13 protein-coding genes and 1 tRNA gene are annotated in these 12,950 nt (G+C 60.9%); 8 read left to right on the forward strand and 6 right to left on the reverse strand.

Annotated elements, in window-relative coordinates; genetic code table 11:
- A partial coding sequence (locus tag E3374_RS16770; protein ID WP_136690108.1) for a radical SAM protein occupies nucleotides 1-1,014 on the reverse strand: 1,014 nt, incomplete at its 3' end.
- Between the two features lie 156 nt (nucleotides 1,015-1,170).
- Here E3374_RS16770 and E3374_RS16775 point away from each other — a divergent pair.
- From E3374_RS16775 to E3374_RS16790, 4 genes are all read left to right on the forward strand, one after another.
- Complete coding sequence (locus tag E3374_RS16775; protein ID WP_136690109.1) at nucleotides 1,171-2,892, forward strand: vWA domain-containing protein; 1,722 nt, start codon at nucleotides 1,171-1,173, stop codon at nucleotides 2,890-2,892.
- A gap of 67 nt (nucleotides 2,893-2,959) precedes the next feature.
- Entirely contained in the window at nucleotides 2,960-4,057 is a 1,098-nt protein-coding gene (locus E3374_RS16780; protein ID WP_136690110.1) for a DUF373 family protein, read from the forward strand.
- A 51-nt stretch (nucleotides 4,058-4,108) separates the two neighbouring features.
- A tRNA-Arg gene (locus tag E3374_RS16785) sits at nucleotides 4,109-4,183 on the forward strand.
- Between the two features lie 397 nt (nucleotides 4,184-4,580).
- A complete protein-coding gene (locus E3374_RS16790; RefSeq protein ID WP_136690111.1) occupies nucleotides 4,581-4,880 on the forward strand; it encodes a hypothetical protein in 300 nt (99 codons plus the stop codon).
- A gap of 25 nt (nucleotides 4,881-4,905) precedes the next feature.
- On the opposite strand, the gene E3374_RS16795 is transcribed toward E3374_RS16790, so the two are convergent.
- The 3 genes from E3374_RS16795 to E3374_RS16805 all read right to left on the reverse strand — a co-directional run bounded on the left by E3374_RS16795 (nucleotide 4,906) and on the right by E3374_RS16805 (nucleotide 7,478).
- Nucleotides 4,906-6,033: an ORC1-type DNA replication protein gene (locus E3374_RS16795; RefSeq protein ID WP_136690112.1), complete on the reverse strand. Its 1,128-nt coding sequence runs from the start codon at nucleotides 6,031-6,033 to the stop codon at nucleotides 4,906-4,908.
- Between the two features lie 262 nt (nucleotides 6,034-6,295).
- Nucleotides 6,296-6,868, reverse strand: a complete 573-nt coding sequence (locus tag E3374_RS16800; protein ID WP_136690113.1) for a hypothetical protein — start codon at nucleotides 6,866-6,868, stop codon at nucleotides 6,296-6,298.
- Entirely contained in the window at nucleotides 6,861-7,478 is a 618-nt protein-coding gene (locus tag E3374_RS16805) for a DUF7344 domain-containing protein (RefSeq protein ID WP_211195006.1), read from the reverse strand. Before E3374_RS16805 ends, E3374_RS16800 begins: the two co-directional genes overlap by 8 nt.
- A 519-nt stretch (nucleotides 7,479-7,997) precedes the next feature.
- Here E3374_RS16805 and E3374_RS16810 point away from each other — a divergent pair.
- The 3 genes from E3374_RS16810 to E3374_RS16820 all read left to right on the forward strand — a co-directional run bounded on the left by E3374_RS16810 (nucleotide 7,998) and on the right by E3374_RS16820 (nucleotide 11,107).
- Nucleotides 7,998-8,747, forward strand: a complete 750-nt coding sequence (locus E3374_RS16810) for a hypothetical protein (RefSeq protein WP_136690114.1) — start codon at nucleotides 7,998-8,000, stop codon at nucleotides 8,745-8,747.
- A 187-nt stretch (nucleotides 8,748-8,934) separates the two neighbouring features.
- Complete coding sequence (locus E3374_RS16815) at nucleotides 8,935-9,621, forward strand: hypothetical protein (protein ID WP_136690115.1); 687 nt, start codon at nucleotides 8,935-8,937, stop codon at nucleotides 9,619-9,621.
- Nucleotides 9,622-9,748: 127 nt separating this feature from the next.
- Nucleotides 9,749-11,107 (forward strand): LamG-like jellyroll fold domain-containing protein, encoded by a 1,359-nt coding sequence (locus E3374_RS16820; protein WP_169051894.1) that lies wholly within the window; start codon nucleotides 9,749-9,751, stop codon nucleotides 11,105-11,107.
- Between the two features lie 126 nt (nucleotides 11,108-11,233).
- On the opposite strand, the gene E3374_RS17305 is transcribed toward E3374_RS16820, so the two are convergent.
- Together E3374_RS17305 and E3374_RS17310 are read right to left on the reverse strand one after the other, a co-directional pair.
- Nucleotides 11,234-11,383 carry a hypothetical protein gene (locus E3374_RS17305; RefSeq protein ID WP_169051895.1) on the reverse strand — a complete coding sequence of 50 codons (150 nt, stop codon included), beginning with the start codon at nucleotides 11,381-11,383 and terminating at the stop codon, nucleotides 11,234-11,236.
- Between the two features lie 198 nt (nucleotides 11,384-11,581).
- Nucleotides 11,582-11,731, reverse strand: a complete 150-nt coding sequence (locus E3374_RS17310) for a hypothetical protein (RefSeq protein ID WP_169051893.1) — start codon at nucleotides 11,729-11,731, stop codon at nucleotides 11,582-11,584.
- 212 nt (nucleotides 11,732-11,943) lie between these two features.
- Between E3374_RS17310 and E3374_RS16825 the strand changes: the two genes are divergently transcribed.
- The gene (locus E3374_RS16825) at nucleotides 11,944-12,852 is read left to right on the forward strand and encodes a DUF1102 domain-containing protein (RefSeq protein ID WP_136690117.1); all 909 of its coding nucleotides are present in this window, start codon (nucleotides 11,944-11,946) and stop codon (nucleotides 12,850-12,852) included.
- The last annotated feature ends 98 nt before the right edge of the window (nucleotides 12,853-12,950 follow it).

The following is a 12,950-nucleotide window of genomic DNA, read 5'->3' on the forward strand; positions in this document are numbered from 1 at the left end:
CTCACTTCGTTCGCCGGACTCTTCAGGAAGCGGCGTCCGCTCGACGACTGTCCCGTCGACGGTCGGGTACTGCTCGACGACCTCGCCCTCCCTGATGTCACCCTCCTCGATCATCTCCTCGAGGAGCCACCAGGCGAGTTCGACGTGCTCTGACTTCTCGGCGTAGTACTCTTCGGGGACGCCGAGTTCGTCGAGGCGATCGGGGTCGACCCAGGCCTTGCCGTAAACCAGCGTGCCGTCCTCGGTCGTCTCGTCGAAGGGACGGCGGACGTTCTTCGCCATCCGTTTGAGCCGATTGCGGTGCTGGGCGGCGTCCTTAAACACCGAGGTACAGAAATAGACCTTCGGGTGGGTCGCCATCGTATCGAGTACCTCGTGGCTGCCCTCGACGGCGCTCATGTGGTCCTCTTTCAGGTCGAAACCCTGCTGTTGCATCCGCCGGTAATTGCCGTCGCTCATCTCGAACTCGTTGACGTTGACGAACTCGGCGGCGCCCTCCTCGACGAAGGTCACGAACTCGTCTTCGGGCCGAATGCCGGGAATCTCGAACGCCGGCGTGAGCCCCTCCTCGCGGGCGATATAGAGAATGTCTTCCCACTCGGTGCCGTGGAGGTCGCCCCACATGTCCAGCGGTGGGTGAAAGCGGATCTCGTCCAGACCGGCCTCGGCGAGGCGGCGCATGTTCTCCCGGCCGCCGGTGATGCCGGTGTAGAGGTGGATGTGGTGGTCCTCGCCGAATTCGTCCTTCAGCAGTGAGATGTACCGCGTCGTGCGGTCCATGACCTCCTGGGGCTCGCCGCCAGTCAGCGACGACCCCAGCGCGTCCATGCGTTTCGCCTCCTCGATGAGGTCCTGATCCTCCTCGACTTTCCGCTCGTTGGCGTAGACATCGGTGACGTTCTTGCGGTTCTCGCCGAGCGGACAGTAGAAACAATCGCGCTGGTCGCAGTAGCCATAGACGAATATCACCATCTTCCCGCCCTTGGCGCACTGTTCGCAGCCTTCCGAGATCATTCGCGTATGATCCTAGACCCGTCTGAACCGTATAAGCCGTGCGACTTTGACAACACCGGCCGCTTGGGGACCGTTCTCGCGGGAGGGCGCCGCATGACTCAAACGCTCACTTGACCGTTCAACTCACTTATGACACCAGGCGGGGTACGGACGCACATGGATCACGACAGACGACAGCTCCTCCGGTTGGGTGCGATCAGTGCTGGGGCGGCACTGGCCGGCTGTGCCGGATTGGTCGAAGGGGACGGGGCTCCGGCGGACGACGACGAGGACGATCCAGAGCGGATCGACGACTGGCAGTACGATCCCGCCGAACGGACAGACGGCCTGAACGCGAGCGGCGGTGGCGCTTTCCAGACAACCGCGGGGAGTGCCACAGAAAGTGCCGACCTGGGATTTGCCGCCGGCGGCGCGAGCAACGTCGCCGACTTCCGCCGGAACATCGAGGAGGGGTACCTCCCCGTCCCCGAGAGCCTCCCCTACGAGGGGCTGTTCTACAACTACTACTTCGACACTGGGGGATCTGGCGAGTGCTCGTCGCTGTTCTGTCCTTCCTACGCGACGGCGATCATGGAGGACCCACTCGGGGACGCGACGGACCGCTACTTCACGGTCGGGCTGAACTCGACGCTTTCCACCGAGTCCTTCGAGCGAAAACGGCTCGACGTGGTGATCGTCCTGGATATCTCGGGGTCGATGAGTTCGGAGTTCGACCAGTACTACTACGACCGTTTCGGCAACAAACACACCGTCGAGGAGGACGACTCCCGATCGAAGATGGCCGTCGCCAGGGATGCTCTCGTGGCGCTGACCGAACAGCTCGAGCCCGAGGATCGGCTTGGGATCGTCCTGTTCAACAACGAAGCCAGCGTCGCCAAACCGCTCCGGAAAGTCGAAGCGACAGACATGGAGGCGATCCGCGGGCACGTCCGGGAGGACATTCGAGCCGGCGGGGGGACGAACATCGCCGACGGAATGAGCGAGGCCGCCGACATGCTCGGCGAGTACGCAGACGCCGATCCGACAGAGGTCGAGACCAGGCAGATCGTCGTCACCGACGCGATGCCGAACCTGGGTCAGACTGACGACGAAGCGCTACAGGACCGCCTTTCGGGCTACGCCACCGACGGGATCCACACGAGCTTCGTGGGTATCGGCGTCGATTTCAACCCGAAACTCGTCGACCAGATCACGGCCGTTCGCGGGGCCAATTATCGGTCGGTCCACTCCGCCGAGGACTTCGAGTCCTATCTCGGCGAGGAGTTCGAGTACATGGTGACGCCGCTGGTGTACGACCTCTCGGTCGAACTCGACGCCTCGGACGCCGAGATCGAGACGGTGTACGGGTCGACGGCCGCCGAGGACGCGACCGACGACCTCCTCGAAGTCAACACGTTGTTCCCGTCCCCGACAGCGGACGGTGAAACCCGTGGCGGCGTAGTCCTCGTCAAACTCGACGGCCAAGCCGACGGTGGCGAGTTGACCCTCCGGGCGTCCTGGGAGGATCGTTCGGGTTCGACAGACGAGACGACGACTACGGTCGATTTCCCGGCAGCATCTCCGGAACACTTCGACAACACCGGGATCCGCAAAGCCGTCTTGCTGGCCCGGTACGCCGACCTCCTGAAGAACTGGATGGTCCACGAGCGCGAGCCCGAACGGATCGACGTCAGGGTCGAGGATGGGATCGACGTGCCGCCCGGCGACCGCCCGCTCGGCGAGTGGGAACAGCAGTCCCAGCCGTTGTCGGTCTCTGCTCCCTACGAGTCGCGGCTCACGACGTTCAAGGATTATTTCCGGCAGGAAGCCGATCGGATCGGCGACGACTCCCTCGATCGGGAAGCCGAGACAATCGAGGAGATACTCACGTCGGCGTGATCTCCCGGCCCGGATGGCATCGCCGCGCCCGGAAAAGTGTTAAACACTCGTGGCGTATCCCCGATCGATGCTGCTGGTCCTCTGTGTGGACCTCGACGACGACATCGGCCGCAAGACAGGTGTCGAGACCCCTGTCGTGGGGCGCAACGCCGTCGAGGAAGCGGCTATTGCGCTGGCGACTGCCGATCCCGAGGACAGCGACTCGAACGTCCTCTTCGAGGGGATCCACCTCCACGACGAACTTCTCGCCGAGAGCACCGAATCCGTTGAGGTCGCCGCAGTCACGGGGACCGAGGGCAGTGACGTCGTCGCCAACCGGGCAGTCGGCGAGGAGATCGACACTGTTCTGGCCGGCCTGACCACCGGCGAAGACATCCGCGCGATCGTCGTCACTGACGGCGCTCAAGACGAGAGCGTTGTCCCGGTCATCCGCTCGCGGATCGCCATCGACGGCGTCCGACGCGTGGTCGTCCGCCAGGCCGAGGACTTGGAGTCGATGTACTATACCATCAAGCAGGTGCTGAACGACCCCGAGACGCGAGGGACCATCCTCGTTCCGCTGGGGATTCTCCTGCTCATCTACCCGCTTGCCGTCCTGGCCGATGTCCTCGGGATGCCCGGGGACGTCTTCGGCGTCGCCTCCGGCCTGCTCGGGCTGTACCTTCTCTCGCGGGGACTCGGGCTGGGCGAGTGGCTCGACGTGGCTGTCGATCGCGTCCGGTCTGGACTGTACGCCGGTCGCGTCACGCTGGTAACCTACGTCGTGGCGCTGACGCTTTTGGTTATCGGCGGTGTGAGTGGATTCGAGATGCTCAATTCCATCCGGGAGGGGACTGGAGTGCTCGGTGCCGGCGAGGCGGTCGCCGCCGTCGTCGCGGGTTCGATCCACTGGCTCGCAGCCGCGGGGATCACCAGCAGTCTCGGCCAGGTGACCGACGAGTACCTCGCCGGCGCGTTCCGCTGGCGGTATCTCAACGCCCCCTTCTACATTCTCGCTATTGCCGGAGTCACCCACGCCGTAAGCATGTACGTTCTCGGGCACGTCACACTCTCGTATCTCGCGATGATGCTAACCGCCGGCACGCTTCTTGGCCTGTTTAGCACGCTTGCCTTTGCCATCGCCGAATCCCGGATCGGCGGCAGCGAACCGCGGGTCAGCACCTGACTCCGTTCCGAACCCGGGCGCTTTTTGTCCCCGCTCGTCTGTCTTCTGACGGGGCACGTAGCTCAGTCCGGACAGAGCGTCGGACTTCTAATCCGACGGTCGTGGGTTCGAGTCCCACCGTGCCCGTGAAGCCGCCGAGTGAACACGAGGCGTGCTGAACAAGCTCGCAGGGGATTCGAAGCACGGCAGACCGAACGGAGTGAGGTCTGGCATCGGGTTCGAGTCCCACCGTGCCCGCTCGCTCCCAGTAGTCGCTCGGGGGCACGGTGACCCTCGCGAACGCGAAGCGTTCGCTCAGTCCCACCGTGCCCGCTTTTTGCGAGGAACAAACGTGACGAGCGAAGTGGGTATGGATCGTTGTGAGGACGGATACGGATGATTGTAGATTATTTCCGGATGACGCCGACCCGGGGGTCGACGGATACCGGTACATCACGACAATAATCCGTATCAGTCGTGTCCGACTGCAGTACCACCAGACACCTCACAATACAACTATACGTTTCGGCGCCGAACAGGACGTATGGTCTTCGAGAACCTGACGCTGTTCGAGGTACACTTAGAGGATGCGACCTTCAGTCCGACGCAGATCCTGGGCGAGGGAGAGGCGGACGACGAGCGACCGGCCGGGAGCGACGACCGGGCGGCGGCGAACGAACACGAGGAGCCGACAGATGGCAATGGGTGGGGCCGAGTTCTCGCACTCGTCGTCGCGAGCCTCGTCGTGTCGGTCGTCATCAGGAAACTCGTCGGCGACGCCGAGGAACCCGAGGTCGACATCGACGCACCCGAGGAGCCCGTCGACGTGTCACTCGACGGCTAAATCGTCCGGTCGGGGAGAAACAGCCTCAGAGTCGATCCTTGATCGCCGCAGGATCGTACTGTACGGAGAGTTCGCGCGAGCGGCCGCGGCCGTCGACGCTCGTGTAGGTCGCCTCGATCAGCCCGAGCTGGTCGAGTTTGTTGATGATCTCCGAGTAGCGCGTATAGCCGAGATCTGTCTCGTTCTGGAAGTACTCGTATATCTCGCCCGCCCGCTCGCCGTCGTGATCGGCGACGACCGAAAGCAGTGCCTGCTCGTTTACCGACAGCCCCTCGAGGTATCGCGAGAGGTGGACGTGTTTGGACTTCTCGTAGGCTTCCTCGACGTCTTGGGTCTCGACGTGCTTGCTTGCGCGCATTTCGGCGTTCAATCCGGCCCGCCGGAGGAGATCGATCCCGACCCGCAGGTCGCCACCCTGCTCTGCGGTGAGTTCGGCCACGCGGTCGAGGATCGGCGCGTCGACGACGCCCTCGTGGAAGCCCCGGTCGACTCGCTCCTCGAGGATGTCTGCGATCTCCGGCTCGTCGTACTTCGGGAAGTAGACCTCCTCGGGCCGGAAGACGCTCTGGACTCGGCCATCCAGCGCCTCGATGACGTCCAGATCGAGGTCCGAGGAAACGACGACAACACCGATCTTCGCCCCCGAGTGGGCCTCGTGGGCACGCAACAGCGAGTAGAGCGTGTCCGAGGCTTCGCCCTCGTAGAAGAGGTAGTTCACGTCGTCTAAGGCCACCGCCAGGACTTCCCCGTCCTCGACGAGTTTCTCGGTGATCTGGCCGAAGAGTTTCTTGAAGGAGACGCCGCTGGTCGGCGGTTCGTACTCGAAGACCTCCTCGAACAGCCGCGAGAACACGGCGTATCGTGTCGAGTCCACCTGGCAGTTGACGTGGGCGACCCGGACGTCCGTCTGGGCGCCCAACTCGCCGTAGAGTTTCTGGATCGCCGTCGTCTTGCCCGTTCCCGGCGGCCCGCGGGCGATGACGTTCAGCGGCCGCGATCCCCGGACTGCGGGGCGGAGGGCGTACTTTAGGCTCTCCATCTGGCTCTCGCGATGGCGGAACGTCTCCGGGACGTAGTCGATCTCGAAGACGTGCTCGTCCCGGAAGACGGACTCGTCCCAGGAGAGCATCCCCTCCTCGGGCTCGTCGGTCATCACTTTCAGAACGCTCGGGACGCTACTTAACTCTTGGCGCGACGGGTGTCGGCAGCGTTCAGAGACGCCTCCGCGTCGAAGAGAACCGGTGCAAACAGCGTGAAAGCCCCGAGGCTGTCCAGTCAGGGGCCCTCACCTGCGCTCCTCGCTCGCGACGCTCGCTCCGGTGGTTATGGGTCCGCCGTCCTCGACAGCCTCGCCCCTTTCAGTCCCACCCGCATCGACTACGTAACCGGCTGAATTAGATGACCACCGACAACGGTCACTCCGCAGTCGTCTCGGTCGCCGTCTCCGTGGCCGTCCCGATGGATTCGTCTGTCGTGGTGTTCACGGAAGCTACAGATCCAGTCTGTACGGACTGACAGTCTACTGAATAGGTGACCTGACGTGAGTCGGTCGTTTCGGCGAAAACGTCGGTACCTTCCGCGGTGACGTCGAAGGTCACTGTCGCAGTCCGCGTGCCAGTCTCGTTAGTGGCACACGTAAGCGTGAACTCCGAAAAATCGACCGACTCTCCGATAGCAAGATCGGTATCCTCGTCGTCCCCGAGAGTGCCGTCATTCGGATCGGCTTCAACGTTACCGGTAACCGAGTATTCTACTGTCACATCTACGGGCTGGGTGAACTGATTGGTTACGGTCAGAAACGTGGGTTCGTCGCCGTCGTTTACCTCTGTACCGTCGTATTCCAGTGCCATGTAGGCGTTCGCGTCGCCGACGACGTCGACCGTCACGCTGCGATCGGCAGTCGTCGTGCTGAACCCGCCAGAACCGACGGTAGCGACGGCTGCCACCGCCACCGCGAGCAGCACGAACAGCCGCCGTCGGTCATGCATCGGTCTCGATCACCTCCGGTGGTTTTTCGTCCGATCCGAGACGCATCCGGCGTGAGATAAACACGTGCGAGAGCGACGAGACGAGGAACACGCCGAGTAAGAAGACCGTCCAGCCGTCGGCCGGCACCGTGGCGAACGGGCCGATCCCGAGCCAGGACAGCGAGACGAGCGTGATGCCCAGAAGCGTTGCACCGAGATAGTAAAAACTCCAGGGAATGTCGTAGCGGTCGACCACCTCCAGATAGATATCCAGATCGCGGGCGCGGTCGGTCAATGCGATCTCGCCGGCCCGCTCGTCGAAGGAGACGACGTCCTTCTCGTCGAGTTTCGGCAGGTGGAACTGCTGGAGCGACGTGTAGACGGTCTTGCGCTCGCTGGAGGTGATACCCGAGACGGCCTTGTCGTTCTCCCAGGCCGCGACCTGCTCGGCCACGTCACCAAGCGTCGCGGTCTCGCCGTTCCTGACGAGGTAGTGCAGCGTATACCGTCGCCGTCGGTTGCTCAGGACCTCGAAGGCTTCGTCGCGCGAAACGCCAGTCTCGTCACCCGTCTGGTCTGTCGACTGTTCGACAATCGTTGCTGATGGCTGCTGTGAAGCTGCCTTTGCCATTCTGTTCCCACACCCTCCCAAGGTGCCCGTATGGAATTGGGAGACGATACCATATAAAACTAAACGGGCATTTAACGAGATAGAAAACGATAATCAGTACTCGAAAACCATATTCTTGTATGTATATATAGAGATAATAGTCATAGAGTTATAGTCTATTTCTTTCAGATAGATATCCCAATATACGTCATCTTATCTACTCATTAAAGGGCACTCGGGCTGGGAAAGACGGTCGACGAAGCGGCGGCGAGCTATCCTGGGTGAGCGATCGCATCGAATCGGGTTCAAAGAGAGTGTGAACCAGTCGTAGGGTGAAACCGGCAGAGGAATACCGCCGTTCAAAGGGTCGTATCCAGGCCTCGGAGTGTCATTGTAGATCGCTCAATCGGGTTGATACAATGGAGATGTAGTGTGATGTGGTGGGTAAGCACGCGCACCTGAACGAGGGGTCGTGACGCGCGAGGTGTCGTGGACGTGTCGTGGTGGGGTGGGCGTGCGTGAGAACGAGGTCGAACAACAATGCAACGACGCAAATTCCTGATCGGGATGGGATCGCTCGCCGCCGGCGGGGCGGCTGCAGTGGGTACAGGTGCGTTTACGAGTGTGAGTGCGGAACGCAGTGTGAATGTTCAAGTCGCGAGTGACGCGAACGCATTTCTCCAACTTTCGAGTATAAGTTGGAGCAATAATAGTCAAGACTATACTACTACGAGCCAGGGTACCCTTGATATTTTCCATCCAAGTGATGATGTGGATGGTGACGGATTCAATAAGAATGCAGTCACATATGTCGATAACCTATTTAGAATCGGAAATCAATCTAGCCAGACCCAATATGTCTGGCTTGCCGAAGTTGGAAATCCTGACTACATTAGTAATTCATTTGAGTCGCCTGCTGGCCCACATTTCGTCGCGTTTTACACCCCTGGTAACAGAGATGGTGAGAACTGGCAGGGGATAAGCTATGGCAGTGCGCCGGAGGATGACGCGAATCAAAATACTCGAGGCCCGGATCAACCGAACTCAAAAGCGCCGGCTGATGCGGCTCCGTTCAATGGGGATGGGATGTCAGACGACCCGCCGGGAGCAAGAGCGGACGCGGTTGAAATTGCCCCTGGAAATTACGTCAACGTGGGAATGGTAGTCGATACGACGATATCGAACTGGACTACGGGCGAGCCAGATAGAAAGCCAGTGTTGGGTGACCTTCTCGACAGCGTGATCGTCAAAGCAAGAGCCGACGAGGCTGACACGCCGGTCACACTCTAGTGGAAGAGGTAGACCACGAAATTCAGGTCACATAACAACGACGACGGGAGACTTAGAAGAGATATCCAACGTTGCCCACGCTGGTGTGCGACGGCGTCTCCGGATTTGCCGGAGGCCCAATACGCGGCCTCTCCGCGCCGTGGCGGTTCGATTCCGCCGGTGGGTTTCCCCGAGGGTGGGGACAACAATGCACCGACGCAAATACCTCGCAACGCTGGGATCGCTCGCCGCCGGGGGGATAGCTGCAATAGGCACCGGTGCGTTTACGAGTGTAAGTGCTGATCGGGCTGTGAGCGTTCAGGTAGCCAACGACTCGAACGCGTTCCTCGGTCTCGTTTCGGGTGACACGGGACTCGTCAAGGAAAGCAACGGAACGCTTCAGATTAATCTTGACGGGACTGATACTGGTGCATCGGGGGTCAACTTCGACGCTGTTACGCAGATCGGAAGCCACGAGAACCCTGCAAACGAGCACGCGTTCAAGATAGTCAACCAGGGAACCCAGAGCCTGATGCTTAAGATGAACTACTACTTCACCGATACAGATTGGCTGGATGGTGGCGCAGGCCAGTCGTTCATTAATTTCACGGTGTACGACACGGGAGACAGTCCGACTGGCTCCTCTTCCCAGAGCTTCCCGATTCAGAACGGCTACAATAAGGACTACCCACTTCCACACCCAACCGGCAGCGGATTCGGATCAAATACTGAAGATTACCGGTTCAATGTTGGCGAGGAGTACTACATGGTGATCACAGTTGATACGAGCGGACCGAACGCGTCATTGGACGACGATCTCTCAGGGATTGGGGAATTAGTTGCCCGACAGGAGACCAATGGCGGCGGATACGACAGAACTAATCCACCGATTTGACGACGACCTCCACCCACGCTGGTGTGCGACGGCGTCTCCGGATTTGCCGGAGGCCCAATACACGGCCTCTCCGCGCCGTGGCGGTTCGATTCCGCCGGTGGGTTTTCGAAAAGGGTGGACTACCAATATGAAACGACGACGATTCATCCTCGGGCTGGGGGCGGCGACAGCGGGCGGGAGCGCGATGCTCGGCAGCGGCGCGTTCACCTCGGTCGAGGCCGAGCGAAGTGTCACGATCGACGTTGTCGGCGACGCCGACGCTTTCCTCCGTCTTGCCCCCTGTGAGGATTCACCAAATGGAGCATACGTCACCGGAGCGGCAGACGGCGCGATGGCCGTCGATCTCTCCGAAAGTAACGAAGCGGTCAGTGGCAAGGGAGTTAATCAAGAATCCTTCTACGTCTTTCACGATGTCTTCGAGATCGGTAACCAGGGAACCCAGCCCGTTTGCGTCGATTTCGAAGTCGATGTGCCCGCCATTCCCGGCCCGGTCCCTGATCGATACGACTTCGTCCAGGGCGACCCGGCAGTCGTCTTCTACCGTGGTGACAATCCGGACGAACGCATCACTGTCGGCGAACTCGATCCCGGCCGGGACGGGGCAATTTCACTCCGACCGGGGGACTCTCAATGCGTCGGATTCGAGGTCCGCGCGCTCGGGTTCGACTCCGGCGAAGATCTCTTCAACGGGGCGAACCTGACTATTCACGCCGCTGCGGACGCCAACTGCGAGGTGTCGACCGTCGACCCAAGTCGCCAACCCGACGACATCGATGGCCTCGCCGCGTGGTTCGATGCCACCACGCTGGACGTAAGCGGCGGCAACGCGATCGCGTCTTGGCCGGACCAGACTGCAAACGCCAACGATGTGATGGCCCGCGGGAGTCCGACGTTCGACGCAGACGCGTTCGGCGCTGGTGGCGTGCGGTTCGACGGTGACGACGCGTTCGTGGCCGAAGAACCGACTGGACTAAATCTCACGGACGAAATGACGGTATTCACCGTCTTCACGGCCGACAGTAATCTTTCGGACAACATCGGTGTTCTCCACGGCAAGCAGGGTGGAGCGGCACACAACGATCGCAACTGGTGGCACTCACTGGACAACGGCCAGGGCTACGCCGGCGGCGACGGTCAGCTCGGGTTCCGGACATCCTCGAACGGAGACGTTGACTTCACCTTGGTCGCGGAGGGTAACTACATCGACGACACCGCGTATCTGAGTGCCGTCCGCATGTCAGCAGAGGACGACATTGCTGAACTACGAGTCAACGGAGCGCGGGAAGACAGGAAAATAAGTGGCATCGGTCGACCGGATGCCAAGAATCAGTCGCTGTACATCGGGGCACAAAACGATCCGGGAACGGACGACCTCCATCGCTATTTCGAAGGCGTCATCGCCGAAATCATCGTCTACGACCGACTGTTAACGCCTGCTGAACGGGCGGACGTTGAGCAGTCCCTCCAGACGAAGTACAACCTGTAACGCTGATATCCAGGTGAGGCCTGTTCGGCAGTCCGGATGCTGGACGATCGACCCGAACTATCGGAGAGACCTACGCCTCCAAAGACAAAATATATATATATATATATATATTCAAACTGGTCGCGTTCAGTCGCGGCCGCTGTCAGTCAGGAAGATAAGCTTCTGATAGGCCTCTCGAAGATGGTACTTCGTGTTCTCGTCTTCGGCTGTCTCCAGAGCCGTCGAGAGATGTTCGCTCACTGTCGTCCGCTCCTGGTCTCTGTGTTTGGTACCCATACCCATCCTCCCGACAGAAAAAACGGCTTCCATACCTTTAGTATTGGGGGCCCAGATGACGGCAAACGAGACGTTAGAGCCGTGCTACCGGCGTAAACGGTTGGTTCGTAATCCACCACCACTGATAGAACAGCGAGAACGACAGAAAAGCTGACAGACGCGTTTCGTTGCCCGCCGATCCCGTCGATGGCGAGATCGTTAGGGCCACTCCTCGACGATCACCTTCTGATAGGCTTCCCGGATGTGATACTTCGCGGTGTCGTCTTCGGCCGCCTCCAGGGCCGCCGAGAGATGTTCCCGAAGGGGCGTTTCGTCCTGTTCGTCCCCGTTCTCGTCCACGATCGTCACCGAGTGGGCGTACGTGAGTGGGGAGTATCGTATTGACGAGCGTGAAGTCACGCAGGCGAACGGTACTGTTCGCCGACCGTTTCGAGGACTGTCCCGATCGCGCTATTGATCCTGATACGAGGTTTCAGACGTTCCTTGAGAGAGTTCAAACGGTGAAATACAATCCAGTACGGGGCCGATATACAGCCAAGAGAAACCGCCGGAGGATTCACGTGAACAGGACGACGTTCTTTGTCATTGCGACGCTCGCGGCGGCCGCAATCCTCGTCCCGACCGGCGCGGCCCCGTTCGATCTACTAGGTACCGACGAGGTCCCGGACGGCGAGATTGAGATGGCCCCGGCGGACGGACCCCACGGCTCGTACGCCGTACTGAACGAGAACGACAAACTCGAGTTGCTCTTAACCGACGCGAACCCATCAATAGATGGGGATGGGATTCCGGAAAATGCGATCGTCCCGATCGATCGCGTGTTCACCATCACCTACACGGGCGAGGAGTACGCGGAGGTGTGGATCACCGACGACGCCGACGACGTGCGGTTCTATCGCGGGGATGTGGCCGACCAGTCGATCGAAGGCCGCGAGAACAACGTCACGCTCGAACCGAACGGGACGGTTGCCGTGGGACTGGTGATGGACACCCGCGGCGAACATGACATCGCCGACGCCGAAACGTTCGGCGTTCATGCGCGTATCGCTGAACCGACCACGCCCTCGCCCGACGAGCCGTCGTCCGCTTCCGGCGGAGGAGCGCCACCACCCACCGTCACCGAGACGGACACAGTGACCTCGACGGAGACAGCTACTGAGACGGAGACGAGTACTCCGACGCCGACGGAAGCCGCAACGGAGACCACGACTTCGACGGGGACCGAAACAACTGAGACCGGGGCGACGGGGGCGACGACGCTGACGGAGACCGCCACGGAAACGACAGAATCGTCCTCGACGACCGCCACGACCGTGGACGAACCCGGAGCAGGGACAGGAACGGAGTCCGGGGGCGGAGCGCTGATCGAGTTCGGCGGCGTTGGCGTGACTGCAACCGCGCTGGCCGCGTTACTCGTCCTGTTCCTGGCAATGCTCGTCGCGCTCCTGGCGATCCGACGGTACCGCTGACTGGGCGACGTCAGCGATCCACCGCTGATGCGGTGGGCTTTCGCACTATCTTGATTCAGCGAGAGAATGCCGCCCTTCCCGCGAAGGACGAGCGTTCC

This window comes from Halorhabdus amylolytica (assembly GCF_004944975.1).
In the GTDB taxonomy this organism is placed as follows: Archaea; Halobacteriota; Halobacteria; order Halobacteriales; family Haloarculaceae; genus Halorhabdus; species Halorhabdus amylolytica.

Bases quoted from the DNA above. Each gene is read 5' to 3' on its own strand.
- E3374_RS16775 (WP_136690109.1), top strand. From the start codon at position 1,171: ATGGATCACGACAGACGACAGCTCCTCCGGTTGGGTGCGATCAGTGCT.
- E3374_RS16780 (WP_136690110.1), top strand. From the start codon at position 2,960: ATGCTGCTGGTCCTCTGTGTGGACCTCGACGACGACATCGGCCGCAAG.
- E3374_RS16790 (WP_136690111.1), top strand. From the start codon at position 4,581: ATGGTCTTCGAGAACCTGACGCTGTTCGAGGTACACTTAGAGGATGCG.
- E3374_RS16795 (WP_136690112.1), bottom strand. From the start codon at position 6,033: ATGACCGACGAGCCCGAGGAGGGGATGCTCTCCTGGGACGAGTCCGTC.
- E3374_RS16800 (WP_136690113.1), bottom strand. From the start codon at position 6,868: ATGCATGACCGACGGCGGCTGTTCGTGCTGCTCGCGGTGGCGGTGGCA.
- E3374_RS16805 (WP_211195006.1), bottom strand. From the start codon at position 7,478: ATGGCAAAGGCAGCTTCACAGCAGCCATCAGCAACGATTGTCGAACAG.
- E3374_RS16810 (WP_136690114.1), top strand. From the start codon at position 7,998: ATGCAACGACGCAAATTCCTGATCGGGATGGGATCGCTCGCCGCCGGC.
- E3374_RS16815 (WP_136690115.1), top strand. From the start codon at position 8,935: ATGCACCGACGCAAATACCTCGCAACGCTGGGATCGCTCGCCGCCGGG.
- E3374_RS16820 (WP_169051894.1), top strand. From the start codon at position 9,749: ATGAAACGACGACGATTCATCCTCGGGCTGGGGGCGGCGACAGCGGGC.
- E3374_RS17305 (WP_169051895.1), bottom strand. From the start codon at position 11,383: ATGGGTACCAAACACAGAGACCAGGAGCGGACGACAGTGAGCGAACAT.